The organism is Sulfitobacter dubius (assembly GCF_900113435.1).
In the GTDB taxonomy this organism is placed as follows: domain Bacteria; phylum Pseudomonadota; class Alphaproteobacteria; order Rhodobacterales; family Rhodobacteraceae; genus Sulfitobacter; species Sulfitobacter dubius.
Genome location: NZ_FOPG01000001.1, coordinates 801,994 through 828,783, shown reverse-complemented (window position 1 = coordinate 828,783; position 26,790 = coordinate 801,994). Strand labels below are relative to the sequence as shown.

Annotated in this window: 29 protein-coding genes; 9 read left to right on the top strand and 20 right to left on the bottom strand. The window is 61.3% G+C overall.

Annotation, left to right across the window (positions count from 1 at the left end; all coding sequences use genetic code 11):
• Positions 1 to 167: 167 nt before the first annotated feature.
• Positions 168 to 1,163 (top strand): LLM class flavin-dependent oxidoreductase, encoded by a 996-nt coding sequence (locus BM229_RS04065; protein ID WP_093926382.1) that lies wholly within the window; start codon positions 168 to 170, stop codon positions 1,161 to 1,163.
• 13 nt (positions 1,164 to 1,176) lie between these two features.
• Here the strand turns inward: BM229_RS04065 and BM229_RS04060 are convergent, their stop codons facing one another.
• The 10 genes from BM229_RS04060 to guaA all read right to left on the bottom strand — a co-directional run bounded on the left by BM229_RS04060 (position 1,177) and on the right by guaA (position 10,487).
• Positions 1,177 to 1,794: a TetR/AcrR family transcriptional regulator gene (locus tag BM229_RS04060; protein ID WP_093926381.1), complete on the bottom strand. Its 618-nt coding sequence runs from the start codon at positions 1,792 to 1,794 to the stop codon at positions 1,177 to 1,179.
• A complete protein-coding gene (ppk2, locus tag BM229_RS04055; RefSeq protein ID WP_093926380.1) occupies positions 1,787 to 2,656 on the bottom strand; it encodes a polyphosphate kinase 2 in 870 nt (289 codons plus the stop codon). Before ppk2 ends, BM229_RS04060 begins: the two co-directional genes overlap by 8 nt.
• Positions 2,657 to 2,705: 49 nt before the next feature.
• Complete coding sequence (locus BM229_RS04050; RefSeq protein ID WP_093926379.1) at positions 2,706 to 3,686, bottom strand: alpha/beta fold hydrolase; 981 nt, start codon at positions 3,684 to 3,686, stop codon at positions 2,706 to 2,708.
• Positions 3,670 to 4,587: a homoserine O-acetyltransferase MetA gene (gene metA / locus BM229_RS04045; RefSeq protein ID WP_093926378.1), complete on the bottom strand. Its 918-nt coding sequence runs from the start codon at positions 4,585 to 4,587 to the stop codon at positions 3,670 to 3,672. The genes BM229_RS04050 and metA overlap by 17 nt, the downstream gene beginning before the upstream one ends.
• 56 nt (positions 4,588 to 4,643) lie before the next feature.
• Entirely contained in the window at positions 4,644 to 5,504 is an 861-nt protein-coding gene (locus tag BM229_RS04040; protein WP_093926377.1) for an ATPase, read from the bottom strand.
• A 12-nt stretch (positions 5,505 to 5,516) separates the two neighbouring features.
• The gene (locus tag BM229_RS04035) at positions 5,517 to 6,449 is read right to left on the bottom strand and encodes a DMT family transporter (RefSeq protein WP_093926376.1); all 933 of its coding nucleotides are present in this window, start codon (positions 6,447 to 6,449) and stop codon (positions 5,517 to 5,519) included.
• Positions 6,450 to 6,559: 110 nt separating this feature from the next.
• Positions 6,560 to 7,660 carry an OmpP1/FadL family transporter gene (locus tag BM229_RS04030; RefSeq protein WP_093926375.1) on the bottom strand — a complete coding sequence of 367 codons (1,101 nt, stop codon included), beginning with the start codon at positions 7,658 to 7,660 and terminating at the stop codon, positions 6,560 to 6,562.
• Between the two features lie 117 nt (positions 7,661 to 7,777).
• Positions 7,778 to 8,647, bottom strand: coding sequence for a DMT family transporter (locus BM229_RS04025; RefSeq protein ID WP_093926374.1), 870 nt, complete (start codon positions 8,645 to 8,647; stop codon positions 7,778 to 7,780).
• On the bottom strand, positions 8,644 to 8,916 hold the full coding sequence (locus tag BM229_RS04020) for a putative quinol monooxygenase (protein ID WP_093927208.1): 273 nt from the start codon (positions 8,914 to 8,916) through the stop codon (positions 8,644 to 8,646). The genes BM229_RS04025 and BM229_RS04020 overlap by 4 nt, the downstream gene beginning before the upstream one ends.
• A gap of 8 nt (positions 8,917 to 8,924) precedes the next feature.
• The gene (gene guaA, locus BM229_RS04015) at positions 8,925 to 10,487 is read right to left on the bottom strand and encodes a glutamine-hydrolyzing GMP synthase (RefSeq protein ID WP_093926373.1); all 1,563 of its coding nucleotides are present in this window, start codon (positions 10,485 to 10,487) and stop codon (positions 8,925 to 8,927) included.
• Between the two features lie 199 nt (positions 10,488 to 10,686).
• Between guaA and BM229_RS04010 the strand changes: the two genes are divergently transcribed.
• Positions 10,687 to 12,225 (top strand): trimethylamine methyltransferase family protein, encoded by a 1,539-nt coding sequence (locus BM229_RS04010; RefSeq protein WP_093926372.1) that lies wholly within the window; start codon positions 10,687 to 10,689, stop codon positions 12,223 to 12,225.
• Positions 12,226 to 12,261: 36 nt separating this feature from the next.
• On the opposite strand, the gene BM229_RS04005 is transcribed toward BM229_RS04010, so the two are convergent.
• On the bottom strand, positions 12,262 to 12,558 hold the full coding sequence (locus tag BM229_RS04005; RefSeq protein WP_093926371.1) for a DUF6477 family protein: 297 nt from the start codon (positions 12,556 to 12,558) through the stop codon (positions 12,262 to 12,264).
• 279 nt (positions 12,559 to 12,837) lie between these two features.
• On the opposite strand from BM229_RS04005, the gene BM229_RS04000 reads away from it, so the two are divergent.
• On the top strand, positions 12,838 to 13,926 hold the full coding sequence (locus BM229_RS04000) for a DUF6456 domain-containing protein (RefSeq protein WP_093926370.1): 1,089 nt from the start codon (positions 12,838 to 12,840) through the stop codon (positions 13,924 to 13,926).
• 41 nt (positions 13,927 to 13,967) lie between these two features.
• Here the strand turns inward: BM229_RS04000 and BM229_RS03995 are convergent, their stop codons facing one another.
• Positions 13,968 to 15,464, bottom strand: coding sequence for a catalase (locus BM229_RS03995; protein WP_093926369.1), 1,497 nt, complete (start codon positions 15,462 to 15,464; stop codon positions 13,968 to 13,970).
• Positions 15,465 to 15,559: 95 nt separating this feature from the next.
• Between BM229_RS03995 and BM229_RS03990 the strand changes: the two genes are divergently transcribed.
• The gene (locus BM229_RS03990; protein ID WP_093926368.1) at positions 15,560 to 16,477 is read left to right on the top strand and encodes a hydrogen peroxide-inducible genes activator; all 918 of its coding nucleotides are present in this window, start codon (positions 15,560 to 15,562) and stop codon (positions 16,475 to 16,477) included.
• 67 nt (positions 16,478 to 16,544) lie between these two features.
• Here the strand turns inward: BM229_RS03990 and BM229_RS03985 are convergent, their stop codons facing one another.
• The gene (locus tag BM229_RS03985) at positions 16,545 to 17,093 is read right to left on the bottom strand and encodes a peroxiredoxin (RefSeq protein ID WP_093926367.1); all 549 of its coding nucleotides are present in this window, start codon (positions 17,091 to 17,093) and stop codon (positions 16,545 to 16,547) included.
• A 242-nt stretch (positions 17,094 to 17,335) separates the two neighbouring features.
• Between BM229_RS03985 and lipA the strand changes: the two genes are divergently transcribed.
• Positions 17,336 to 18,289, top strand: coding sequence for a lipoyl synthase (gene lipA / locus BM229_RS03980; protein WP_093926366.1), 954 nt, complete (start codon positions 17,336 to 17,338; stop codon positions 18,287 to 18,289).
• A 21-nt stretch (positions 18,290 to 18,310) separates the two neighbouring features.
• Here lipA and BM229_RS03975 read toward each other — a convergent pair whose 3' ends face one another.
• The 4 genes from BM229_RS03975 to hpt form a co-directional block, all read right to left on the bottom strand.
• Positions 18,311 to 19,198: a c-type cytochrome gene (locus BM229_RS03975; RefSeq protein ID WP_093926365.1), complete on the bottom strand. Its 888-nt coding sequence runs from the start codon at positions 19,196 to 19,198 to the stop codon at positions 18,311 to 18,313.
• A gap of 3 nt (positions 19,199 to 19,201) precedes the next feature.
• Complete coding sequence (locus BM229_RS03970; protein WP_167360184.1) at positions 19,202 to 19,681, bottom strand: c-type cytochrome; 480 nt, start codon at positions 19,679 to 19,681, stop codon at positions 19,202 to 19,204.
• 93 nt (positions 19,682 to 19,774) lie between these two features.
• Positions 19,775 to 19,951, bottom strand: coding sequence for a hypothetical protein (locus BM229_RS18180; RefSeq protein WP_167360183.1), 177 nt, complete (start codon positions 19,949 to 19,951; stop codon positions 19,775 to 19,777).
• Positions 19,948 to 20,484: a hypoxanthine phosphoribosyltransferase gene (gene hpt, locus BM229_RS03965; protein ID WP_093926363.1), complete on the bottom strand. Its 537-nt coding sequence runs from the start codon at positions 20,482 to 20,484 to the stop codon at positions 19,948 to 19,950. The genes BM229_RS18180 and hpt overlap by 4 nt, the downstream gene beginning before the upstream one ends.
• A gap of 68 nt (positions 20,485 to 20,552) precedes the next feature.
• Between hpt and BM229_RS03960 the strand changes: the two genes are divergently transcribed.
• Positions 20,553 to 21,005 (top strand): type II toxin-antitoxin system RatA family toxin, encoded by a 453-nt coding sequence (locus BM229_RS03960; protein ID WP_093926362.1) that lies wholly within the window; start codon positions 20,553 to 20,555, stop codon positions 21,003 to 21,005.
• On the opposite strand, the gene BM229_RS03955 is transcribed toward BM229_RS03960, so the two are convergent.
• The 3 genes from BM229_RS03955 to BM229_RS03945 are packed head-to-tail and all read right to left on the bottom strand — an operon-like array spanning position 21,002 to position 23,094.
• The gene (locus BM229_RS03955) at positions 21,002 to 21,475 is read right to left on the bottom strand and encodes a CinA family protein (protein WP_093926361.1); all 474 of its coding nucleotides are present in this window, start codon (positions 21,473 to 21,475) and stop codon (positions 21,002 to 21,004) included. The two genes, BM229_RS03960 and BM229_RS03955, sit on opposite strands and share 4 nt — an antisense overlap.
• Positions 21,476 to 21,967 carry a phosphatidylglycerophosphatase A family protein gene (locus BM229_RS03950; RefSeq protein ID WP_093926360.1) on the bottom strand — a complete coding sequence of 164 codons (492 nt, stop codon included), beginning with the start codon at positions 21,965 to 21,967 and terminating at the stop codon, positions 21,476 to 21,478.
• The gene (locus BM229_RS03945) at positions 21,964 to 23,094 is read right to left on the bottom strand and encodes a bifunctional 2-C-methyl-D-erythritol 4-phosphate cytidylyltransferase/2-C-methyl-D-erythritol 2,4-cyclodiphosphate synthase (protein ID WP_093926359.1); all 1,131 of its coding nucleotides are present in this window, start codon (positions 23,092 to 23,094) and stop codon (positions 21,964 to 21,966) included. The genes BM229_RS03950 and BM229_RS03945 overlap by 4 nt, the downstream gene beginning before the upstream one ends.
• Positions 23,095 to 23,278: 184 nt before the next feature.
• Between BM229_RS03945 and dusB the strand changes: the two genes are divergently transcribed.
• The 3 genes from dusB to BM229_RS03930 are packed head-to-tail and all read left to right on the top strand — an operon-like array spanning position 23,279 to position 26,734.
• The gene (gene dusB, locus BM229_RS03940) at positions 23,279 to 24,271 is read left to right on the top strand and encodes a tRNA dihydrouridine synthase DusB (RefSeq protein ID WP_093926358.1); all 993 of its coding nucleotides are present in this window, start codon (positions 23,279 to 23,281) and stop codon (positions 24,269 to 24,271) included.
• Positions 24,268 to 25,353, top strand: coding sequence for a two-component system sensor histidine kinase NtrB (locus tag BM229_RS03935; protein WP_093926357.1), 1,086 nt, complete (start codon positions 24,268 to 24,270; stop codon positions 25,351 to 25,353). The genes dusB and BM229_RS03935 overlap by 4 nt, the downstream gene beginning before the upstream one ends.
• A 1-nt stretch (position 25,354) precedes the next feature.
• Positions 25,355 to 26,734: a response regulator gene (locus BM229_RS03930; protein ID WP_093926356.1), complete on the top strand. Its 1,380-nt coding sequence runs from the start codon at positions 25,355 to 25,357 to the stop codon at positions 26,732 to 26,734.
• Positions 26,735 to 26,790: the final 56 nt, after the last annotated feature.

The following is a 26,790-nucleotide window of genomic DNA, read 5'->3' as shown; positions in this document are numbered from 1 at the left end:
ATGCCCGGCACATATGCTCTGCAAGGGCCGTTTGTGCATAGCTGCTATACGTTAGAACATAACATTGTGAACGACGGAAATTTTAGGCAAGCCGTTGGTTTTTCTGCCCCGCGCGGTTCCGCGTTCAGGGGCGGCTGCCTATATGGGGCACAACACAGGAGACATTCATGCAATATTCGGTTCTTGATCTTGCCCCGGTGCCCGAAGGGTCCGGCACCCCGACGGCGATCCGCAACTCTGTCGCCTTGGCGCAACTGGCGGAAGCCAAGGGCTATCACCGGTTCTGGATGGCTGAGCATCACAACATGCCGGGCATCGCCTCGGCGGCGACATCGGTTTTGCTAGGGCATGTGGCGGATCATACGCAGAATATTCGCATCGGTGCGGGCGGTGTGATGCTGCCCAATCATGCGCCTTTGGCGATTGCCGAACAGTTCGGCACGCTGGCTGCGATCCATGGCGACCGGATTGATCTGGGCCTTGGCCGTGCGCCAGGTGGCGATCAGGCGGTGATGCGTGCCATGCGCCGCGGCATGGGTGGCGGCGATCACTTCCCCGATGATGTGGCCGAGTTGATGGCCTATCTGGGCGACGCCGATCCGCGTTCGCCCGTCCGTGCGCATCCGGGTGAGGGGACGCATGTACCGATCTGGATCCTCGGCTCCTCGCTTTATGGTGCGCAACTGGCGGCCCATTTCGGGCTGCCCTACGCCTTTGCCTCACATTTCGCACCGGACGCGCTGGAAGAAGCCACCGCGATCTACCGCCGTGATTTCAAACCGTCCGAAGCCTGCCCCGCGCCGCGCTTCATGCTGGCGGTGAATGTCTTCGCCGCCGACACGGATGAAGAGGGCGACTATCTGCGCACCACCATGCAGCAAGCCTTCGCCCGGCTGCGCACAGGCCGTCCCGGCAAGCTGCCAGCGCCGGTGCGCGACATAGATGCCGAGATTGGCGCAGGGATGCGGCAGGGGGTTGATCATGCGTTGCGCATCTCTGCCGTCGGCAGCCCTGAGACGGTGAAACGCCAGTTGGAAACGCTGATCGCGCAGCACCGCCCTGATGAGTTGATCCTGACCGGGCAGATCCACGATCACGCGGCGCGGTTGCGCTCGTTTGAGATTGCGGCGGATGTATTGCAGGACATGAAGGTGGCGGCCTGAGGGCCGCTATTCCTCACTCGTCAGGGCTGACCAACCCTAACCCGCGCAGATAAATCCCGATCCCGGTTTCCAGCAGGTCGTCTGCTGGGAAGGGCGAGGCGCGGCCGGGGGAGTTGCGGGCGAAAAGTTCGACCACGCCGTGGCTCATTGCCCAGATATGGGCCGAAAACATCGAAGCCGGCGGGCGTTTGTCTGCCGGGATATGCTGGCTGAGGTCTGATGCTGCGCGTTCCAGCACGCCGTTGGCGCGGTTGGCGGCATGGGCCAGCTCCGGGGTGCGGTTGACCGAGATGCCGGATTCGAACATGGCGATGTAATGGCCCGGGTATTTGCGCGCAAAGGCGAGATAGGCGCGGCCCGTAGCCTCAAACGCTTTCAGGGCTGAGGGCTGACCGGATTCGTAGGCAAATTCCATCAATTCGGCAAAGATATCATAGCCTTGATGCGCGGCCTCGGCGATTAAGTCTTCGCGGCCTTCGAAGTGGCGATAGACCGCAGCCGGGGTGACGTCTGCGCGTTTAGCGGCTTCGGAGAGCGTGAATCCCGTGGGGCCGCGCTGCTCGATCAACTCAAGGGCGGCGTCAATCAGCGCTTGGCGCAGGTTGCCGTGATGGTAGCCGCGTTTAGGCATCCCAGATGTCCGGCCCGCCGCAAATCTCATCGTCGATCTTGCCAATCGCCTTGGCGTCTTTCTGGGGGTAGTCGAAGCGGTTCAGCAGGTGGCGCATCGCGGCCAGTCGGGCGCGGCGTTTGTCGTCGGAGCGGATTACCGTCCAAGGGGTTTCATCTGTATGGCTGCGAAGCAGGGTCTCGGCGATGGCGCTCGAATATTCCTCCCATTCCGACAGACCTTTGACGTCGATCGGGCTGAGCTTCCATTGTTTCAACGGATCGGATTCGCGCGACAACATGCGGCGCAACTGCTCGGCCCGGCCTACGTTGAGCCAGAATTTGATCAAGTGAATGCCATCTTCGACGAGCATCTGCTCAAACGGGGTGACTTGTTCAAAGAAATGCGCACGTTGCGCGGGGGTGCAGAAGTCAAAAACCTTTTCCACCACGCCGCGATTGTACCAAGAGCGATCATAAAACACCATCTCGCCCGCCGTGGGCAAGTGTTTGATGTATCGTTGGAAATACCACTCACCCTGTTCCGTCTCAGTTGGTTTTGACAGCGCGACGACACGGGCAGAACGGGGGCTGAGGTTCTCGCGCATACGGCGGATGGTGCCGCCTTTCCCGGCGGCATCGCGGCCCTCAAAAACCATGACCACCCGCTGCCCGGTCTCACGCACCCAAGATTGCAGTTTGACCATTTCGATCTGGAGCCGCTCGTAGTCGCGCTCATAGGTCTTGCGCGACAGGCGTTCGTCATGCGGGTAGGAGGGCGAGAGGATGTCATCCTTGTCGGCCCGCTGGATCGCTTGGCGAATGTCCTCGGGGGCGTCATTCTCAAAAAAGGCGCTGATTGCGCCGTCAAAGGGCAGGTCCATGGGCGCTCCTCGCGGGTTGTTCTTGTTTCAATATGGGATGTTAAGGCGCTTAACGCAAACCCGCACGGGTGGCGGCGCGGTCGATTGTGTCGACCACCGCCTGCGGGTCGGCGTGTTGTGGCATATGGCCCATGCCGGGCAGTCGGGTGAGCGCGCCGTTGGGGATGTCTTTGATCAGTTCCTCAGCGTGGATATGCATCGGCACAATGGTATCGGCATCGCCGTGGATGATCTCGACCGGCATGGTCAGACGGTCATATTGTGCGGCCATTTCAACCACATGGGGGCGAAGCTGGTGCACCTGCTGGGCGTTGGCGCGGCTGGCGCTGCGGCGCAGGGTCAACCCGGTGCCAATGTGTTCGGCATAGCCTTCGGGCGCGGGTTGCGGGGCAAAGATCGCCTCAATACTGCTTTGTACCACGCTTTCGGGGACAAAGGCGGTGACGGCGGGGATAAAGAGCGCACCGCCAAGCCGTGAGGCGCTGACGTTGTAAAGCCAGCCCAGCCCGCCCGGCCAAGGCTCGGACACGGCAGAGACAAGCACCAGTGCGGCGGTGTCCTTGGGGCGCTGAAGCCCCCAAGCCAGCGCCACAGCGCCGCCAAAGGAATGGCCCAGCACGATGGGGTTTTCGACGCCCAGTTGATCGGCGGCGTTTTGCAGCAGCGCGGCTTGCTCTTGCGGCGATTCCCCCAGTGGGTTCCACGCGCCGCGCGCACCGGGCAAGCGGGCGGTATAGCCCATGCCGGGGCGGTCAAACATGATGACGCGGTAGCGGTCGCTCAGTCGCTCTGCGAAGCCCATGGTGAAATCACGCAGATTGCCGCTGGCCCCGTGGATCAGCACCAGGTCCGGCCCGTTGCCGATGACCTTGGCATGGACCGGCAGGCCATCCACCTCCATGATCTCGCCCTCGGGCGGATGGCTGGCTTCGGCCCGCGCCTCGTGCCGCGCGGCGCGCCATTGGACAAGCGCCACCAGCAGCGCCAGCCCGAGGAGGAGGGCAAGCAGCAGTTTAATGGCCAATCTCATTCATATCAAAGGGGGTGGTCTGATATATCTCGTTGATCCAGTTGCCATAAAGCAGATGCGCATGGCTGCGCCAGCGATTCACCGGGGTGCGCGAAGGATCATCTTCAGGGTAGTAGTTGCAGGGCACGTTGATCGGCACGCCGCTTTCCACGTCGCGGTCATATTCCTGTTTCAGCGTGTCGCGGTCGTATTCGAAATGGTTGAAGACATAAAGCGCGCGGTGCGCGGGGTCTTCGATCAGGCAGGGGCCAACCTCATCACTGCCCAAAAGCGTGGTGAGGCCCGCGTGCGCGTTCACCTCGTCTTGGCGCATCTCAGTCCAGCGGGAGACGGGCACGGTGCAGTCGTCCGAAAAGCCGCGGAGATAGGGCGAGGCGGGCGCGAGATTGCGATGGCGGAAGCAGCCGAAGGCCTTCTCGCTCAGCATGTGTTTTTTGACCCCATGAAAATGGTTGATCATCGCCATGCCGCCCCAGCAAACCCCGAAGGTCGAGTGGACGTTGGTTTGCGTCCATTCCATCACCTCGCGCAGCTCGTCCCAATAGGTCACCTCGTCGAACTCCAGGTGCTCAATTGGTGCGCCGGTGATGATGAGCCCGTCGAATTTCTCGGCTTTCATCTCCTCAAAGGGGCGGTAGAAGCTTTCCATATGTTCGGCGGCGGTGTTGCGGGCTTGGTGATCGGACATGCGGATGAGGCTCAGTTCGATCTGCAAGGGCGTCGCACCGATCAGCCGGGCGAACTGGTTCTCGGTCTGGATTTTCTTAGGCATCAGGTTCAGCAGCGCGATACGCAGGGGGCGGATGTCCTGCCGCGATGCCAGCTCCTCGTCCAGCACCATGACCCCTTCGTTGCGCAGAACGTCAAAGGCGGGCAGGCGGGAGGGGATCTTGATGGGCATGAGACAGGTCTTTCAGGGGTAGCCAGTGCAGTCAGATAATCTTGGACGGGGCGGGTTCAACCGCCCGCGGGCAGGTGGCGGGCGATGAGATCGGTAAAGTCTTCGGGAGCGTTCAGTGCGTCGATGTCAGCAGGGGTGATGGTGACGCCCCATTTCGACATCGCCTCATAGCGGGGTTGGCGGTGCGACAGGGCGGCGGCATAGGTCCAGCGGATGAAATCATCGGGGTTCACCGCGTCCTCGGTGATGTTCTTTTCGGCCAGATAGTCGGCCCAAGCCCGGGTAAGGAATTCGGGCTGATAGGCCATTGGCTTGGGTGCTTTGTCAAAGCGGCGGATGAGTTCCTCGGTATGGGCCTCATCGCCTTTGATCCAGACCAGCAGGCATTCCTCTGCCAATTGCCGCAGCAGCGGGTCGTTCGGGTCTTCGGGATCGACCCATTCGCAGATTGATCCGCCAGTGTCGCAGATGAAATGCGGATAGCCATAGAGCGCTTCGGCGCGGGTGGCGAAATAGGCGGTGTCTTGCAGGGCGTTGATCTCGGCCCGGCGGAAAGCCTCTTGCCGTTTGGCGTATTCCGCCATCGGCAGCCCGCCAAGCGACGGATCGCCCGGCTTGCCCAGCCATGTGGCCACGGGCGAGAGATTGTCGAAGGTGATGTTCGACCCGATGTATATACTGTCGCTCAACAGCAGATCGCGCAGAAACGGCACCTTCATCGCCTCGGCCTTGGCGTTGTCGGCGATAAGCTCGCCGAGATAGCGGGTGCCGATGCGGTAGTCGATGGAGTAGTGAAACCAATCGCCGCTGGCGCGGAGCAGGCTGGAAAGATGGGTTTTGCCCAAGCCCGACATGCCAAAGATCAGAACTTTGCGGCGCGGGGCCGCGCGCCAATCGTCAGCCGTGGGGTAGAGCATGTATCACCAAGGTTAAGTGCTTCGTTTCCCCTGACTACCCCAGTGTTTCACCAGACGCCAGATGCGGCCATCGAGCACCAGAAGCCCGAGCGCCAGAAGGGCAAAACCGCCATAGGCAGCGGGGCGCAGGGTCTCATCACGCAGCCATGCGCCCAGCAGGATCGCCACCGGGGCGACCAGCAGCGTCACCAGCATAAGGTTGCTGCTGCCCGCCATCGCCAGCACGCGGTAATAGAGCAGATAGGCCAGCGCCGTGGCGGCCAGCGCATAATAGGCGATGGCCATGAGCGTGGCCGGGGCAAGGTCGAGCGTCAGCGGCCCTTCGACGGCCCATGCCAGCGGCAGCATGATCAGCGTAGAGCCTGTTAGCATCCCGGCGGCGGCCAGTTGCGGCGGCTGGGCCGGCAGCAGTTTGCGCGCGCAGACACCGGCCATGGCATAGGACATCGCCCCGCCCAGCACGGCGAGTTGTGCAAGGCTGCCGAGATCGAAATTCGTGAGGTTTTCCAAACCGATGGCGGTGCTGACCCCGGCAAAGCCGAGACAGACGCCGATCGCCTTGCGCGGGGTGATCCGCTCATCCGCCAGAAAGATCGCGGCGGCCAAGACGCCAAAGATCGCCGTGGCGGCATTGAGGATCGAGGTCAGCCCCGAGGGGATGTGCAACTGCCCCCATGCCATCAGCGAGAAGGGGATCACATTGTTCAAAAGCCCCATCAGCAGGAAGGCCGCCCAGATGCGCGGGTCGCGCGGTAGCGGCAGGCGCATAACGGCGACCGCGCCCCAAAGCACCAGCATCGCCCAGAACACGCGATGCGCGACTGAGGTCAGCGGCCCGATTTCATCCAGCGCCACCCGCACGGCGACAAAGGATGCGCCCCAGAGCAGAGCGAGAAAGCCCATTTCGATCCAAGCGCGCGGGGGGATGGTTTTCTGTGTGATCATGGTTAGGGATTAGGCCGTTCCAGTGACCAGCACGACCCGAAAGATGCGCATGCATAAAAAACGCCGCCCGAGAGGCTCGGGCGGCGTAATCTCAACAGTTCTGGTGTGGATCAGAAGGTGAAGCCCACTTTCACACCAAAGGCCACGGCATCGTTGTCTTCAAAGTCCGCCGCCGGGGCGAAGCCGGGAATCGCGGTCTGCGCGTCGCCGATGTTGACGTAGCGCACGCCGGTGGTGATTTTCATATTGTCGCGGGTATAGACGGCCGCCAGCGCAAGGCTCTTGTTGCCATCGGTCGGGCCGAGGTTCGAAGCAAAGCCGCCGTTGGATTTCTCGTAACCGACGGAGGCCGAGACTGACCAGTTGTCATTTAGGCGGCGGCCCACACCCAGCGAGTAGGTGAACACATCGTCGTCATAGCTGACGAGGGAGTTGCCACTTGTCAGCGTGCGATAATCCCTTGGGGTAATGTCGAACTCAGACCAATCGACCCAGCGGACGCCCCCAAAGAGAAGTGTATCGGCTGCGATCCCTGTCTGGAACTCCAGATTCAACGACTGCGGGGTTTCGATCTCTGTACTTGTAGACGTGCTACCGATCGCAACAGAGTTTTCGCTGGTGTCGAGGTCGTGCTTGATCTTGGAGTTATAGGTCAAGGACACGCGCATGGCGATGTCGGGGCGCTCATAGGCAACGCCAGCAGAATAGCCGACACCGATATCACGATCACCGGTCACGCTATAGTTCGAGACGAAGGGCACAGCCGCTGTGGCTTCGATAGACTGCACACGCAGGCCGCCATGAACGCTGAAGTTGTCGTTCACGCGGTAGCGCATGAGCCCGGTCAGCGCATGGCTGTCAAGATCGGCCTGTGACCCAGCCGCGTAGTATCCCGTGCCGGCGGGGTAATCGACATCTGCGCCAAACGGTTGATCGTAAATGATCGCATAAGACCATTTATCGTTGATATCGGCTTTGTATGCTGCGCCGAACTGCAAGTAGTTTTCTGTCGCATTGCCAGAATCGCGGCTACCAAGCCCAGCCACCGAGGTACCCGATGTGTCGGGCGAGATATGCCCGAAGCTAAACTCTGCATAACGCCCGCTTTCGAACAGGGCGTTGATGGACTGACCAGAGCGATCAATGCCGCCCGCATGAACGGCGGCGGTCGACGCCAGAAGCGCCGGAAGTGCCAAGAAATGTGATTTCATGTTTCTCTCCCAAGGTTCTGCGGCGATCCTCCTCGGCGCAGGTTGGAATGATCTAAGCGGATTGCTGCCGTTTGCGTCAATTCCTGACCTAAGGTCAGGCGCATTTCTGTGACAAAATTACTGAATGTGTGGTTTGCGGGTCTCGAACCAGATGTTGAGATAGTTGCCTGCAAAGATGATCCCGGCACCGATGAACACCCAGACATCCAGCGCTTCACCATAGAGCAACATCCCCACCACCGCGATGGCCGGAAGGCGGACAAAATCAATCGGCACTACCACGGTCGCAGGGGCAATGCTAAGCGCGTTGGTCAAGCAGTAATGAGCCAGCAGGCCGCAAGCGCCGACCAGCAGCAGGAAGGGCGCTGTTTCCGCCGTGGGCAGCGCGACATCTCCGTCATATCCGGCGGCGATGAGGCCGAAAACCAGTTGCAGTGTGGTGAGGTAGAACAGGATCGTAGTGATCCCTTGGGTGCGCGTTAACCGTTTTGTTAGGACATTGGTCAGCGCAAAGAAAACGGCACAGCCCGCCGCTGCCAGAATGCCGGTGTTTAAGTTACCGATATCGGGCCGTGCGACGATCAGAATGCCGATGAACCCCATAATCCCGGCCAGCGCCCGCGTCGCGGTCAACCGCTCTCCCAGCAAAAAGATCGACAGGACGATGACCCAGAGCGGGGAGGTGAACTCAAGCGCGAAGACCTGCGCCAGCGGGATTAGCGACACCGCCAGGAACCATAGGTTCTGCCCGGTAAAATGCGCGAGGTTGCGCAGAAGTTGTAGACCGAAGTTACGGGTGTTGATCCGCCGCCATGCGCCGGTGGCCCCGGCAAGTGTTACGACGACGATCACGCCGATCACACTGCGGTAGAGCATCACCTCAAACGTATCGAACCGCGCCGAAAGCTCGCGCCCCGCCACGGCCATGGTCGAGAAGGAGCCGATAGACCCGATCATCCAAAGGGCGGCGCGGAAGGTGGGGGTCATGCAGGGCTCGTGATCTGATAGTCGCGTGTGATCCCGGCAGTAAGTGTGGCCCAGTCAGAAGCCGCAGCGCGGGTTTGGTGGGCGTCAAAGGCGGCACGGTCGGTGAAAAGCTCTGAGACTTGCCAGACAAGCGGATCATCGGTGGGGGTCACGTCGAACCGCAAACATCCCGGCTCGGCACGGGTGAGGCGCAGATGCGCGTCAAGCCCTGCGCGCACCCGGTCCGCTTGGGCCGGGGTGGCGCAGCGAAGGTGGCCGGTCAGGGCCACCCTCAAGTTTATTCCCACTCGATGGTGCCCGGAGGTTTCGAGGTGATGTCATAGGTGACACGGTTGATGCCCGGCACCTCGTTGATGATCCGCGTGGCGGTCTCGCCAAGGAAGTCATGCGAGAAGGGATAGTAATCCGCCGTCATCCCATCCACAGAGGTCACCGCACGCAGGGCGCAGGCGAAGTCATAGGTACGGCCATCGCCCATCACACCCACGGTACGCACCGGCAGGATCGCTACGAAGGCTTGCCAGATATCGTCATAGAGGCCGTGGCGGCGGATTTGGTCGATATAGACCGCATCGGCATCGCGCAGGATCGCTAGTTTCTCGCGGGTGATCTCACCGGGGCAGCGGATCGCAAGGCCCGGACCGGGGAAGGGGTGGCGACCGATAAAGGAGGGCGGCAGGCCCAGCTCGCGGCCCAACTCGCGCACTTCGTCCTTGAAGAGTTCGCGGAGCGGCTCGACCAGTTTCAGGCCCATCTTCTCGGGCAGGCCGCCGACATTGTGGTGGCTTTTGATCGTCACCGAAGGACCACCCGAGAAGCTGACGCTTTCGATCACATCAGGGTAGAGCGTGCCTTGGGCCAAGAAAGTCGCATCGCCCACGTCTTTTGCGTGTTTCTGGAACACGTCGATAAAGAGTTTGCCGATAATCTTGCGCTTGGTCTCGGGGTCAGAGACGCCGTCGAGCTCGCCCAAGAACAGTTCCTGCTCATCGGCGTGGATCAGGGGCATGTTGTAATGGTCGCGGAACATGGTGACGACCTCTTCGGCCTCACCCTTGCGCAGCAGACCGTGGTCAACGAAGACGCAAGTCAACTGATCGCCAATGGCTTCGTGGATCAGCACGGCGGCGACGGAGGAGTCCACGCCGCCGGAAAGGCCACAGATCACCTTCTGGTCGCCAACCTGCTCACGGATCGCGGCAATGGCTTCCTCACGGTAGGCGCTCATCGTCCAGTCGCCTTTGAACCCTGCCAGACGCACGAAGTTCTCATAAAGGCGCGGGCCGTTGGGCGTGTGGTGCACCTCGGGGTGGAACTGCACGGCGTAGAAGTTGCGCGACACGTCGCCGGTGATGGCGAAAGGCGCGTTGGGGGAGGTGCCATAGACCTCAAACCCCGGAGCGATCTTGCTGACGTGGTCGCCGTGGCTCATCCAGACCTGCTCACGGTCGGTGGCAAACCAGCCTTCGAGCAGTTCAAGCTGCTGCCCGGTGGGGGTGACAAAGGCCCGGCCAAACTCGGCGGTGCCGTGACCACGCTCCACATGACCGCCAAGGCAGTGCATCATGACCTGCTGGCCATAGCAGATGCCAAGGATCGGCACGCCCAGTTCAAACACAGCCTGCGGCGGCATTGGCGCGCCTTCGGCAAACACAGAGGACGGGCCACCCGACAGGATCACCGCCTTGGGCGCGAATTCCTTGAGGAAAGCATCGTCCACCGTGTTGAACGGGTGGATTTCGCAAAAGACATTCAGCTCCCGCAGGCGACGCGCGATAAGCTGCGTAACCTGGCTGCCGAAGTCGATGATAAGAAGGCGGTCATGGGTGATATCTGTCATGGGGGTGTGATTAGGCCCGTGGGCGCGCTCTGGCAAGTCTCAAGCGGGCCGAAGACAGGCACCTGCGGCGTTTAATCCGCGCAGGAGGCGCGCGGGCGGCACGCGATGTCGCTTTTTGCCGCTAGGGGACGTTATCCGCGCGAAGGGGGCGCTGGGAATGGGCTAGTGACAGGTCAAGAGTTGCGGGAAGGAATGAGCAATGGCGGAATCAGCACGACGGGCACGCGGCGGCGGAGGTGCGGCACGGCGCGCGGCACGCACAGCGGTCTCCTTTGAGACAGCGCGCTATATCGAGCGTAATATCCCGAACTTCGAAGTGCTGACCGAAGAAGCATTGCAGATCATCGAGCATAACGCCGACACGGTGCTGGAAGAGATCGGTGTGAACTTCCCCGATAACCCCGATGCGCTGGCGCTCTGGCGCAACGCCGGTGCCGATGTGCAGGGAGAGCGGGTGCGCATCCCACGGGGGCTGGCGCGCAAGCTGTGCTCTACGGCACCGTCAACGATCACCCAGGTGGCGCGCAACCGCGAGCGGGATGTGATGATCGGGGGCAAGAGCCTCGTCCTCGCCCCGGTCTATGGCCCGCCTTTTGTGCGCGATGCCGCCGGGGGACGCCGTTATGCTACGATGGCGGACTTCGAGAAATTCGTGAAGCTGGGCTATATGTCCAAATGGCTGCATCACTCGGGGGGGACGGTATGCGAGCCGACCGACATCCCGGTGAACAAGCGCCACCTTGATATGCTACACGCGCATATGACCCTGAGCGACAAGCCCTTCATGGGCTCGGTGACCGAACCTTCGCGGGCGCAAGACAGTGTCGATATGTGCGGCATCCTTTTCGGTAAGGACTTCGTGCAGGAAAACACGGTGATGACCTCGCTCATCAACATCAACTCGCCGATGACGTTTGACGATGTGATGATGGGCGCGCTCAAGGTCTATGCCGAGAACAATCAGGCCTGCATCATTTCGCCCTTCATCGTCGGGGGTGCGATGGCCCCGGTGAGTGTCGCAGGGACATTGACGCAGGTCTTGGCCGAGACTTTGGCAGGGATCGCCTATAGCCAGCTCGTCCGTCCCGGTGCGCCAGTGATCATGGGGGCTTTCGTGACCTCCATCGATATGAACAGCGGTGCGCCCACATTCGGCACGCCTGAGGCTGCGCATATCACCTATGGCGCTGGGCAACTGGCCCGCAGACTGAACCTGCCTTACCGGAGCGCCGGGTCTTTCAACGGCTCGAAACTGCCCGATGCTCAGGCGGCCTATGAGACCTCCAACAGTCTGAACATGGGGCTTCTGTCCGGGGTGAACTTCATGCTGCACGCCTGTGGCTGGCTGGAAGGGGGGCTTGTGTCTTCTTTCGAGAAATTCGTCATGGATGCCGACCAACTGGGCACCCTGCATCACCTCGCCCGCGGGGTGGAGATGGATGTGAACGCCCAAGCGATGGACGCGATCCGCGAAGTCGGGCCGGGGGGGCATTACCTTGGCTGCGCTCATACGCAGAGCAACTTTCGCGAGGCGTTTTGGAAGTCGGATTTGCTGGACTATAAACCCTTTGAGACATGGTCAGACGAAGGCGCGCGCGATACACAAGCGCTTGCCACCGCACGGGTAGAAAAGTTGCTGGCCGATTACCAGCAACCAGCGTTGGACCCGGGTATTCGCGAAGCCCTTGATGCCTTTGTTGTTGAGCGCAAAGCCGCAGAACCCGATAGCTTTACGTAAGATAATCCGGCGGGGGGCAATCCCCCCGCGATCGGGTCACGCGCTGGGGGGGTGGGTGGTTTTGAGAAAGCGCGCTTCGCCCACCATTGCGATCAGCACATCAACATGGCGGATCAGGCTATAACTCCCATCTGCGGCTTTGCGCTGGGTGTTCAAATCGGCCTCAATCTCGATCAACTTTAGCAAAGCGGTACCGTGACGCGGCAGGAACCCGAACCCCAATATACGGGGCAAATGGGTGCCGCGTTGATAGTCTTCGGCCCCGATGCGGGCGGCGCGCATCAGCAAGCGCGGCCGGTGAAGTCTTGTCAGCATGGTCAGCAGATCTTGCATTACACTCTCTCCAGTTGAGGGGCGGTGAATCACCCCGATAAGCGAAGTGTTTCACAACCTTTACGGGTGTTGCGTGTTGCGTGTTCTCGCCGCGCGGCGCGTTCCCTTGCTGTTTACCATTTGGAAACAATGATATCCAAACGCGATGATTTTAACGAACGGGTAACCAAAACATCCATAGGTTGTGAATATCTCTGGGGATAACTCCTCGGCTTGGGGACCCGCCAAAATGGAAGTGGCAGTCAATTGAAGGCGCATTACCAAACCCAACAGACAGTCATGCCGGGATGGGTGCCGCATGGGGCCCTGCATTACCTCGCACATACGGAGACCGGCGCACCGATCCGGGCTTTGGCACGCCAAGCTGGCTGTCATGCCTCAACGATCATGCGACAAATTCGCCGTATCGAGACGCGGCGCGACGATCCGCTGGTGGATGCAGCCCTGCGCAGGCTCGGCGCTGTGCGGCGTGGCTTGGATTGTACTGCTGGCCCCCCAGCAGGAAAGACAGTGACAATGAACAAGCGCTCGGCACAACTTCCCGATGAAATGACGTTCGCCGCCGAGGCGTTGCGCGTCCTACGTCGCTTGCATGAGACCGGCGCCGTCTTGGCCGTGGCTGAGGGCATGGAAAATGCCGTCGTGGTGCGCGAGACAGAAACTGGCCCCGGCGCGCGGACTGCCGTCGTCGATAGTGCCGTGGCGCAGGCGATGGCGCTGAAGGATTGGATTGCGCCGGGCAGCACAGGGCGGGTGACCCGCTATCATATCACCAGCGCGGGCCGAGGCGCATTGCGCCGTATGATGGCCGAACAGGGTGAGACATCGGCAGGCGGCTTTGCCGAGGATCGGGCCACGTTTTCAGGGATGCCCTGCGATCAATCAGGTGAGGAAGGTAAAGCTGGTGCGCAGCCGCGCCGCAGTCGCTATTGCCTATCGGAAAGCCCGCTTTCCGCGCTTGCGCGGCGGCGCGACAAATCTGGCACGCCTTTCTTGGAGCAGGGAATGGTGCACGCAGGCGAACGGCTGCGTGAGGATTTTGAATTGGCGCAGATGGGCGGCAGTATCACGCAAAACTGGGATAATTTTCTAACCCCCGGTGCAAAACCAACCGCGCGCGGCGATAATTCTGGCGTCATGGCAGCAGCTGAGGCACGCAAGCGGGTGGCCGATGCCATGGCCGACCTTGGCCCCGGTCTGTCTGACGTGGTGCTGCGCTGTTGTTGCTATCTGGAAGGGTTGGAAACCACGGAAAAGCGGCTCGGATGGTCGGCACGCTCCGGCAAGATCGTGCTGCGGATCGCGCTCATGCGGCTCAAGCGACACTACGACGAAACCGTAGGGCCGGGTGGCCCGATGATCGGATAAAAATGGGGCGGCAGGGTAAATGCCCCGCCGCCCCAATCGTCTTAGTCAGCGACCTTCGTCGGCGTCTCATCGGTCACCGAAATCGCCACTTCGTCTTTCTCACAAGCGGCACGCACACCGGCGGCATAGTCGGGGTGCACTTTCTCAAGCACCGCATACCAGCGCTCTTTCACCGATTGCGAACAGGGGGCCATGGCACCGGCCATGTTCTCGTGCAGACGGTCACGCTGCGCCTGATCGAACACCTCGGTATAAAGCTTGCGCGGCTGGATGTAATCGGCATCCGCCTCTTCCTGCACATAGCGGTCCGCATCGCCCGAGATACGCAGCGGTGGTTCCTGCACCGATGGATCGGGACGGGCCGAGCCTTCGTATTGGTTCGGCTCGTAATAGGCGTCCGGATGGCCGGTCTGCTGCGGGAAGAACCGCATGGAGCCGTCCTTGTGATAGTGATGCATCGGCGCGGCCTTGGGCGCGTTCACGGGCAGGGCCTCGTAATGCGTACCAAGACGGTAGCGGTGCGCATCTGCATAGGAAAAGACCCGCGCTTGCAACATCTTATCGGGTGAGAAGCCGATGCCGGGCACCTTGTTCGAGGGCGAATAGGCGGCGTTCTCGATGCTTTGGAAATAGTTGTCGGGGTTGCGGTTGAACTCCAACATACCGACCGGGATCAGCGGGTAATCCGCATGCGGCCAGACTTTGGTCAGGTCGAAGGGGTTGAAGCCACAGGTCTCAGCCTCCGCTTCGGGCATGACTTGGATGTTCAGCTCCCATTTCGGGTAATCACCGCCTTCGATCGCGTTGAAGAGATCCTCTTGGAAGTTCTCGCGGGTCGAGCCGATCAGCTTTTCCGCGTCCTCATTGGAGCGGTTGCGGATTTCCTGCTGGCAGCGGAAGTGGAACTTCACCCAGTGACGCTCACCCTTGGCATTCCACATCGAATAGGTGTGACTGCCGTAGCCGTGCATATGCATCGGGTTCACCGGGATCCCACGATCCGACATTAGGATAGTCACCTGGTGCACGCATTCAGGCTGCGCCGCCCAGAAGTCGAACATCGCCTCGGGCGAGCGGAGGTTGGTGCGCGGGTGGCGTTTCTGGGTGCGGATGAAGTCCGGGAATTTATAGGCATCGCGGACAAAGAAGATCGGGGTGTTGTTGCCAACAACGTCCCAGTTGCCTTCTTCGGTGTAGAATTTCACCGAGAATCCGCGCACGTCACGCTCACTGTCGGCCGCGCCCAATTCGCCCGCCACGGTGGACCAACGCGACAGGATTTCGCAGGTTTTGCCGACTTCGGAGAAAATCGCGGCACAGCTGTATTCACTAATGTCATGGGTGACGGTGAAGGTGCCTTCCGCGCCCCAGCCCTTGGCGTGAACGGCCCGCTCGGGGATGCGCTCGCGGTTCTGATGGGCCAGCTTCTCGATCAGTTGGTAGTCATCCAGCAGCACCGGGCCACGGGCGCCCGCGGTCTTGCTGGTGTCATTGGTCGGCATCGGTGCGCCGGCGGTGGTGGTGAGACGCTTGCTCATCTTGGGTTCCCCTCGGTTATTGTCTGGGGCCAACATGACCGATCAAAGCCATAATTTCCAATTGCAGTTTTGTAAAATTGCGATAGGTAAAAGTTATGAACTTCACTTTAAAGCAACTCGAATATTTCCGCGCGCTGGCGACCTTGGGCAACTTCGGGCGGGCGGCGGAGGCCAGCAATATCTCTCAGCCTGCGCTTTCCGTGCAGATCCGCACCTTGGAGGAGTCGCTGGGGGGGCGGTTGATCGAACGGCAAAGCCGCGCGTCGGTGCTGACGCCCTTGGGCCGCGAGGTGCTGACCCGCGCCGAGGATATTCTGCGCCGCGCCAAATTGCTGGAAGCCACCGCGCGCGAGCAAGTGGGGCTGGCGGGCACGTTGAACCTTGGGCTGATCCCGACGGTGGCGCCCTATCTGCTGCCGGGAGTGCTGGCCGCGCTGCGGGCGCAGGATATCTCACTTAGGGTCGAGGTGCGCGAGGCGCAGACCGATCAGTTGTTGGCCGATCTGCGGGCCGGGGCGCTGGATGCGGCGGTGATGGCGGTGCCGACAGGCGAAACCGGTCTGGCCGAAATGCCCCTGTTCGAAGATCGCTTTTTGCTGGCGGGCTCCGCCGAGTGGATGGCGGGGGCGGATGTCGTCCGTCCGACCGATCTGGCCCGCACGCCGTTGATGCTGCTGGAAGACGGTCACTGCCTGACCGATCAAGCGCTGGAGGTTTGTCAGCGGGACAGGACGCAGGCGGGCATCCACACGGGCGCTTCGTCCCTCGCGACCCTATCGCGGCTGGTGGAGGCAGGGTTTGGCATGACCTTGATGCCTGAAATCGCCGCCAAGACTGAGCTTGATGCCGCGCCGGGGCTGCGTCTGCACCGTTTCGGCAAGCCGGAGCCAGCGCGACAAATCGGGCTCGTGCGCCGGGCAGGCACGCCGGGCAGCGGTTGGGCGGCGCAATTAGCTGAGACGCTAAAGGATGTGGGGGAAGGGCTGACCGGACAGCTGCGCGCGAAATACTAGGCGCGGGCGGGGCAGCGGGGTCAAAGGGACCGGGCCAAACGGCCCGATCCGATCACACGAAAGGGGCTTAGGCCGCTTCGGTCTGTTTCTGGTTTTCGAGGTATTCCAGCAGGTTCTCAGGGCTGGACACGCCGTAGGGGTCATCGCCGTGGTTGTCGCTGATGCCGGGCTCTTCGAACCATGCTTCGATCTGACCGTCGTTGACGATGGCCGCATAGCGCCAGCTGCGCGCACCAAAGCCGAGGTTGTCTTTGGCCACCAGCATGCCCATGCGGCGGGTGAATTCGCCGGACCCATCAGGGATCACGTCGATGTTCTGGACGCCCTGCATCTCTTTCCATTTGTTCATGACAAAGCTGTCATTGACCGACAGGCAGTAGATGCCGTCGATGCCATGCTCTTGGAAGGCGGCAAAGTTATTCTCAAAACCGGGCAGCTGGTAGGTGCTGCATGTCGGCGTGAAGGCACCGGGGAGGGAGAACAGGACAACGCGCTTGCCTTTGAAGAAATCTTCGCTGGTCTTGTCTTCCCAGCGGAAGGGGTTGGAGCCTTCGATGCTTTCGTCGCGCACGCGCGTCTTGAAGGTGACGTTGGGGACATTGATACCGGGTTTCATCGCGTCTCTCTTTCTCGGATTGGAATCTTTGAGGCTTGGTAGCTCATATAGGCAGCCTGAGCAACTCTCGCAATGCTGCAGCTGCATTGTAGTTTTCCGTTTAGAAAACAATGCTCTAAATAAAGTCGCGGGGGCGATGCCGCTGGTGCATGGCAGCCTTGTCTTGGGGGCGCATGCTGTAGGTGGTCATCGGGTCAAGGACTGTGATAAACAGGATGCGACACAATGATCAGAGGCCCCCGATGCGCGATCTGAAGATACCCGAACAGCGCCACCCCGAAAAGGCGCGCAAGCCCGACAACGCCCAGCCGAAAAAGCCAAGCTGGATCAGGGTCAAAGCGCCCGGCGGCAAGGGCTATGCCGAAACCGCGCGGATCATGCGTGACAACAAGCTGACCACTGTCTGCGAAGAGGCGGGCTGCCCCAATGTGGGCGAATGCTGGTCTCAAGGCCACGCCACGATGATGATCATGGGCGAGGTCTGCACCCGCGCCTGCACCTTCTGCAACATCGCCACGGGCAAGCCGCCCGAGGCGCTGGACGTGTTCGAGCCGGGCCGTGTGGCTGATGCGGTCTCCAAACTGGGGCTGAACCATGTGGTCATCACGAGCGTTGACCGGGACGATATCGAAGACGGCGGGGCGGAGCATTTCGCCCAGACGATCCGCGCCGTGCGCCACCGCAGCCCCGACACGACAATCGAAATCTTGACGCCCGATTTCATTCGCTGCGGCCCCGAAGCCCTTGAAAAGGTTGTCGAAGCGCGGCCCGATGTATTCAACCACAACCTTGAAACCGTCCCCGGCCTTTATCCCGAAGTGCGCCCCGGCGCGCGTTACTTCCATTCTTTGCGCCTGCTTCAGCGGGTGAAGGAGTTGGACCCGTCGATGTTCACCAAATCGGGCATCATGGTGGGCTTGGGCGAAGACCGCCAAGCGGTCATTCAGGTGATGGAAGACATGCGCGCCGCCGACATCGATTTCCTGACCATTGGCCAATACCTACAGCCGACGCCGAAACACCACGCGCTGGACCGTTTCGTCACGCCGGAGGAGTTCACCTCCTACGAAAAGGCGGCTTACGGCAAGGGCTTCCTCATGGTCTCCGCCACGCCGCTGACCCGGTCGAGCTATCACGCGGGCGACGATTTCGCGCGTCTGCGCGAGGCGCGGAACCGCAAGCTGGGTATTGCCTGAACGAAAAAGACGCGCCCGGCGTTAACCGCCGGGCAGGGCCTTGAGGTAGGCTGCAATTGCTTCGCGGTCACTCTCAGGGAGTTGGGCAAGGTTGCTGACCACCTCGGCCATCTCTCCGCCCGCGCTGTCGTATTCCGGCGTGAAGCCGGAGGTGAAATATTCCACCAGATCGGCCTTGGACCACTCAAGATGTGCGGGCGTGATGCCGGGGATGCGCCCCTTGCCCGAGGGGTTCGGCGCGCCGGTCAGCCAAGCGTCCTGCTCCAACCCGCCCAAGGCATTGCGTGGCGTGTGGCATTCGCCGCAATGGGCCAGCCCTTCGACAAGGTAGCGCCCACGTTCGACCTCTACGTCTGACGCATTGGCCAGCACGAAATCTTCGTTAAAGAACATAACCTTCCACGCGCCAAGCCCCCGGCGAATGTTGAAGGGAAAACCCACCTCATGCGGCAGGCTTGGGACATCTGCGATGGGCAAGGTTTGCATATAGGCAAACAGGTTCACCACGTCCTGCGGGGCGAGATGCTGATAGGCGGTATAGGGGAAGGCGGGGTAGTAGTGCTGGCCTTCGGGCGAGACACCGCGCGTCACGGCGCGGGCGAATTCTGGCAGGGTCCAATCACCGATGCCGTGGGTCGGGTCTGGTGAGATGTTGGGCGCGTGAAAGGTGCCGAAATCGCTGGGGAAGGGCAGGCCACCGGCCAGAACCAGCATCTCCTCCCCCTCACTCTCAGGCGCGGCATGACATGACACGCAGCCCCCGGCGGCAAAGACGAGCGCGCCCGCTTCCGGGTCAGGCGTCAGCCCCGCGCCGTAGGACTGCTCAAGCGGATCGGGCCGGGTAATGACCCAGCCAAGGGCCGCGCCAAGAGTGGCACAGCCCAGCAGTACAGGAATTACACGGCGCAAGGATCAGTTCTTTGGGCCGCGGTAATCGTCATGACAGGCACCACAGGCTTTGCCCACAGCACCCATGCCGGCCTTTAGCGCGTCCAGATCGGTGCCTGCGGCTTCGATCATATCCGCGCTGGCGGTTTCCAGCGCCATGAAGGCGTCGCTGAACCCTTCAGAATCACTCCAGATTTCAGCCTTAGCACGGGATCCTTCGACGGCACCTTGCTCTGTCCCTTCAAGCCATAGCGTGTCTGGCGTAAACCCTGCAGCGGCATGAAGGTTGGTCGCGGCAGCGGTGGCCATGTCGGCGTTGTATTCCGTCTCGCCCTTGGCCATGCCGCCTAAGATGCCGGTGTGATAGGCGATCAGCTGCATCTGCGCGTGGCGCGCGTTGACGGCGTCGCTGGCGGCTTTTTCACTATGGCTGGCGGCGAATCCAGCGGTCGCGATCATCGCGGCGCCGATGCCGATGGCGGTAATGCTTTTGGTCAAATGCATGGTCATCTCCCTTTTCTTGTCGCAGCGTAACATGAGCGCGGCTTGCAACAAAAAACAAAAACGTGATCAGCGGGATAACAGGCGCGTCTCGGCTTAGAATCGGCGGGGGATTCGCTCTGCCGTGGCCCAATCGGGCCAATAGCCCAGCCATTCGATCAAGCCGATGGCCAAGGCCACTGCGATGATCGCGAAGACTACGATCACCCGCTTCGTGGACGGCGGATTGCGCGCCCATTGGGACATGCGCATCAGCCACCGTGGGTCCATCACGTAAAGCGGACCTTGCCGATGAAGGGCAGGTTGCGGTTGCGTTGGGCAAAGTCGATGCCGTAGCCCACGACAAATTCATCGGGAATTTCAAAGCCGGTCCAGTCTGCTTTGAGATCGACCTCACGCCGAGTGGGTTTGTCGAGCAGGGCGATGGACTTCAACCGGGCAGGTTCGCGCGAGCGCAGCAGGTTGGTGACATGGTGCAGCGTGTGGCCGGTGTCGACGATATCTTCGACGACCAGCACGTCGCGCCCTTCGATGGCGCCGCGCAAGTCTTTGAGAATGCGTACTTCTCGGCTGCTCTCCATGCCGTCACCATAGCTGGAGGCTTCGAGGAAATCGACTTCGATCGGCAGGTCCAACTCGCGCACCAGATCGGCGATGAACACGAAGGAGCCGCGCAACAGGCCGACCACGACCAGTTTGTCAGTGCCGTCAAACTCGTCGTGAATTTCGCGGCAGAGAGTCTCGATCCGGGCCGCGATGGCCTTGGCCGAGATCATTTCATCGATGACGTAAGGCCGTTGTGCCATGGTTTTGCCCTTGAATTTGCGGGGTCGAACAGTGAGATAGGAGGTAACTCGCAACGCAACGGAACGCAATGCCCACCCATTCTGAGACCCGCCAATTGCCCTATAGCGCGCAACAGATGTATGATCTGGTTGCCGATGTGGCCCGCTATCCTGAATTTCTGCCATGGACCGCTGCGGCACGCATCCGCAGCGACGAAGATCGGGGCGACCACCGGGTGATGGACGCAGATTTGGTGATCTCATTCAAAGTGTTTCGGGAGCGCTTCACCAGTCGTGTGGTGCTTTGGCCCGAGGCCAAGAAGATCGACACCGAATATCTCGACGGCCCCTTCAAGTATATGAAATCAAACTGGCATTTTGAGGATAACCTCGAAGGCTGTCAGGTGCATTTCTTTGTCGATTTTGAGTTCAAGAATATGATTCTGCAAAAGGTCATCGGCGTGGTTTTCAACGAGGCGATGCAGCGGATCGTACGGGCCTTCGAGAACCGTGCGAAAGAGCTTTACGGACCCCAAGGTTAAAGCGCCGCGAAGCCTCGCTGCAACAGGCCAAGCGCGTGGTTACAGGCCGCAATCCGCACCGCGCCGCGGCCCTGCGCGCCAAATTCGATCGTTTCCGTTAGAACCCCTGCCGCTGTGGCAAGTCCAAAACAAACGCGGCCTTCGGGCTTATGCTCTGATCCGCCGGGGCCTGCGATGCCGGTGATCGACACGGCTATCTGCGCCTCAGAACGCGCCTGAGCGCCCGCCGCCATCTCTTCGGCTACCTGTTCAGACACCGCGCCCCATTGCGCCAATGTCGCCTCCGACACGCCCAGCATCGCGATTTTCGCCGCATTGGTATAGGTGACATAGCCGCGATCCAGCAGGGCCGAAGACCCCGGCAGATCGGTCAGCGCGGCGGCAAGCATGCCGCCAGTGCAACTCTCTGCACAGGCGACCATTGCACCGGTTTCGCGGGCCTTTTCCAACAGTTGCGCGGCGAGGGTCATTTACAGCACCCCGTGATAGAGCGCCGCCAACGCCATGACGCCAAGTGCTGCGAAAATCCCGGCAAAGATATCATCCAGCATCACGCCCCATGGCCCGCCCTGACGATCGGCCCAGCCGATGATCAACGGTTTGGTGATATCAAACAGCCGGAACAGCGCAAAAGCGGCGATCCAACCGGGCCACATGGCAAGGATCGGGATTTGCATCGACCAAGCGGCATAGGACAGCGGCAACAGCGCGATCCACTGGCCGACCAATTCATCAACCACGACCTCTCCGGGGTCATGATCCGGCCCGCCTGCCGTATAGCGCGCGGTTGCCCACCAGCCCAAAGGGATCGCCACGAGGATCCCGATCACCAGCAGGGGAAAGCCCCCCAGCACATGCAACAGCCACGCATAGGGCAGGGCGATGAGCGAGCCCCAAGTGCCCGGCGCGGGGCGGACGTGGCCAACGCCCAAAAGCGTCGCGATCAGATGTGCAGGGCTCATGTTTTCACCAATGTTGCTGTGGCCATACAGGCAATGCCTTCGCCGCGCCCGGTAAAGCCGAGGCGCTCGCTTGTGGTCGCTTTGACGGATACGCGGTCGATCTCGATCCCCAGCATCTCGGCCATTGCGGCGCGCATCGGCTCGACATGAGGGCCAATCTTGGGCGTCTCGCAGACCAGCGTGCAATCGACATGGGTGAGGGTGAACCCCATATCGCGGGCCATCTGCGCGGCATGGCGCAGGAAAATATCGCTGCGCGCGCCTTTCCATTGCGGATCGCTCGGCGGGAAATGCTGGCCGATGTCGCCGCGTGCAAGCGCGCCGTAGATGGCATCGGTGACGGTATGCAGCGCGACATCGGCGTCGGAATGGCCGACCAGTCCATAGGTATGCGGGATGTCGATGCCGCAGAGGGTCACGTGATCTCCGGGGCCGAAGGCGTGCACGTCAAATCCGTTGCCGGTGCGAATGTCCATGCGGGTCTCCAATATGCGGGCGGCGCGGGCGAAATCCTCGGGCCGGGTGATTTTCAGGTTATCGGCGCTGCCTTGGGTGATGGCAACGGTCAGGCCAGCAGCGCGAGCGACTTCGACGTCATCCGCCGCTTGGCCGTCATACGCGGCATGGGCCGCGCGGATCGCGGCAAGGTCAAAGCCCTGCGGTGTCTGCGCGGCGAAAAGGGCGCTGCGGTCTTGCGTGCCGGTGACGTGGCCATCCGCGCCCTGCCAAAGCGCATCTGTGATAGGCAGTCCGGGGGCGGCTGCTTGATTCTGGTCAAGCGCTCCAATCACCCCCGTGATGATCTCGGGCGAAACACAGGGCCGTGCCGCGTCGTGGATCAACACCTTCTCCGCTTGGCCAATGGCCGCAAGCCCGCGTTGGACCGAGGCCGCACGCTCCGCCCCGCCAGTGGTGACGGTAATTCCTTGGGCCGCGAAAGCCTCGGCCTGATCCATGTCGTCTTCGTGCAGCACCAGCACGATCTCGGTGATCTGGGGCAGGGCGCGAAAGGCGGCGAGCGTGTGGTCGATCACACGCGCGCCCGCCAGCGCCTGCCATTGTTTCGGCTGCGGACCGCCCGCGCGGCTGCCACGCCCGGCGGCAACGATCAAGGCTGCGATACTCATCGGGGCAATCTGGAAAACGTGGTAAACATGGCCCTGTCTAGGCAATGCGGCGGCGGGGTGCAATCTGGGGTGGCTGCCTAAAAAATAAGCAGTTGCTTGGCGCATAGCTGCTTTTCAGGCTAGTTTCATTGAGGTCACCCCGTGGCAGAGCTACACAGCAAGGGACCGCACAAGGATTAAGCAAGTGACCGCCGACCCCCTGACATTCGACCCTCCGGTATTCCTCGCCCCGATGGCCGGGATCACCGATCTGCCCTATCGCAGCCTCGTGGCGCGATTCGGAGCCGGGTTGGTCGTGTCCGAGATGGTCGCCAGCCAAGAATTGCTCAGCCGCCGCCCCGGCGTCCGCGAGAAGGCAGAGTTGGGGTTGGATGTCATCGGCACCTCCGTCCAACTCGCGGGGCGCGAGGCCGAACCGATGGCCGAAGCCGCCCGTATGGTCGAGGCGATGGGCGCGCGGATCATCGACATTAACATGGGCTGCCCGGCCAAAAAGGTGACGCAGGGCGCCTCGGGCTCGGCATTGATGAAAACGCCCGATCACGCGCTGCGGCTGATTGAAGCGGTGGTCGACGCGGTCAAGGTGCCGGTAACGCTGAAAACCCGGCTGGGCTGGGACGACAATATGCTCAATGCCGCACCTATCGCCAAACGGGCCGAGGACGCAGGCGTGCGGATGATCACCATTCACGGGCGCACGCGCTGTCAGTTCTACAAGGGCCGCGCCGACTGGGCTGCGATCCGAGCGGTGAAAGAGGCCGTGAATGTTCCCGTCATCGCCAATGGTGATATCGTCGGCAGCGAAGAGGCCCGGACAGCGCTGCGCCTGTCGGGCGCAGATGGAGTGATGGTTGGGCGCGGTGCGCAAGGGCGGCCCTGGCTGCTGGCGCAGATCGCCCATGACCTGCACGGGCGCTCTGCACCGATGATCCCCAAAGGGGCGGCAATGGCCGAGATGGTTGCAGAACATTACGACGAAATGCTGCGCTTTTACGGGGCCGATCTGGGGGCCAAGGTGGCGCGAAAACATCTCGGCTGGTACATGGATTATTGCGATACCCCCTCTGATCTGCGCCGCGCCGTGCTGACCGCGCGAGAAGTGAACACCACCTTTGATTTGATCGCAGAGGCGATGCAGTATGATGCCGCAGCCCCGCAAACCCGGGTTGCAGCATGAGAGCCGAGACACCGGAACGGCAGATTTGGAGTTCTCTGCCGGTGCCCGCCTTTATCATTGGTGCCGACGACCGGGTTGATGATCTGAACCCCTCTGCCGAAGGTTTCCTTAATGCGTCCGCCCGCGCGACGATTGGTCAATCGCTTTGGCATCTGATCGCGGTGGATCACCCGCTAGAGGCTGCTTTTGCCCGCGCGCGTCTGCAGGGCACGCCGCTGTTCGTGAATGACGTGGATGTCGGCGCGATGCAGCGTGCGCCTTTGCAATGCGGTCTGCAGATTGCGCCGCTGGCGGGCGGGGAGGGGCAGATGATCTTGATGATCACACCGCGCGAATTGGCAGGGCGCATCACGCAAGACCACAGCGTAAAATCCGCCGCCAAATCCGCCATCGGCATGGCCGAGATGCTGGCCCATGAGATCAAGAACCCGCTGGCAGGGATCACGGGGGCGGCGCAGCTTTTGTCAATGAACCTGTCCAAGGAAGATCTGGAACTGACGGATCTTATCGTCGCCGAAAGTCGTCGCATCGTAAAATTGCTGGAACAGGTCGAGCAATTTGGCAATCTGATGGCACCGGAGCGGAAGCCGGTGAACCTGCATGATGTGCTGGATCGCGCGCGCCGTTCGGCGATGCTAGGCTTCGGCTCGAAGATGAAGATTATCGAGGACTACGATCCCTCGCTGCCGCCCGCGCTCGGCGACAAGGATCAGCTTTTGCAGGTTTTGCTGAACCTGATCCGCAACGCGGCTGAGGCCGCGGGCGACGCCGGTGGCACGATCCGGTTGCGCAGTTTTTATGAACACGGGTTCCAGTTGCGCCGTGCTGATGGCAATGGCCAGCTCCTGCCCCTGCAGATTGAGGTGATCGACGATGGCCCCGGCCTGCCGGAACATATCCGCGCCGATGTTTTCGACCCATTCGTGTCGGGCCGTGAGAATGGCACCGGACTAGGCCTCGCCTTAGTGAGCAAGATTATCTCAGACCATGGGGGCTGGATTTCCGTCAGTTCCGCCCCCGGTCGAACCGCATTTCGCATCTCGTTGCCGCGTGCAGGCGCCGCAGCCCTTAAGGAGAATTGACATGGATGGCACCATCCTCGTCGCCGATGACGACCGTACGATCCGCACCGTTCTGACCCAAGCGCTGACCCGCGCGGGCTGCAAGGTTCATGCGACCTCAAGCCTGACCACCCTGATGCGATGGGTCAGCGAGGGCAAGGGCGACGCGGTGATCTCTGACGTGGTCATGCCCGATGGCAACGGGTTGGAAATGCTCCCGAAAATCGCGCAGGACCGACCCGGCCTGCCGGTGATCGTGATCTCGGCGCAGAACACAATTATGACGGCGATCAAGGCGGCAGAGGCCGAAGCCTTTGACTATCTGCCCAAACCCTTCGACCTGCCGGACCTGATGAAACGCACCGCACGCGCGTTGGAGCAGCGCACGACGCTCAGCCGCAAAGCCGCCCCCGACGACAGTGCCGATATCGACGCGGAGCGTGACGATCTGCCGATGATTGGCCGCACCCCGGTGATGCAGGCGCTCTACCGCACCGTGGCGCGGGTGATGAACACCGACCTGCCGGTGCTGATTTGGGGCGAAAGTGGTTCGGGCAAGTCACTCATTGCACGCGCGATCCATGATTTTTCTGACCGACGCAGCCTGCCTTTCGTGACAGTCACCGATGCTGATCTTGCGGACATTGAGGGCCCGGCACGGGTGCTGGCGCGGGTGGGTGGTGGCACCCTGATGATTGATGAGATCGCGGACTTCCCCCAAGATATCCAAGCCCGTTTGGTGCGGATGATGGATGCGCCGGGCGATGACGCGCCGCGCTTTATGGCGACCAGCCAGAGCGATCTGGATGCCGCAATGCAAGACGGCAGGCTGCGGCGCGATCTCTATTATCGCCTGTCGGGGGCGACCCTCGAAGTGCCCGCCCTGCGCGACCGTGTCGAAGATATCCCGCTGTTGGCCGATCATTTCTTGGCCCGTGCCAATCCCGGCCCAGCGTCACCGCGCAAACTCTCTGATAAAGCGTCGCAAATTCTGCTTAAATTCCCATGGCCCGGAAATGTCCGCCAGTTGGAGCATGCGATGCGCCAGTTGGCGCTGGCCAGTCAGGCAGCAGAAATCACAGCGAGTGAGGCCGAACTCTTGCTTGGGGCGCAGACCGGCCCCGCGCCGATGCAGACTGAGGCCGATACCGAACGTCTGGGCGCGTCGGTCGAGCGGCATTTGCAACGCTACTTTGATCTGCACGGCTCTATGTTGCCACCTCCGGGGCTGTACGCGCGGATATTGCGTGAAGTTGAACTGCCGATGATCGAAATCGCACTTGCTGCAACCGCAGGTAACCAAGCAAAATGTGCCGCTTTGTTGGGGATAAACAGAAATACTTTGCGCAAGAAGATCACAGACCTCGATATTGAGGTGACACGGGGCCGCAAGATGATGTAAAAGAGCCACATAACAGTGGCCATCGGGGTACTACCCCGGTCAGGACCACATAATAT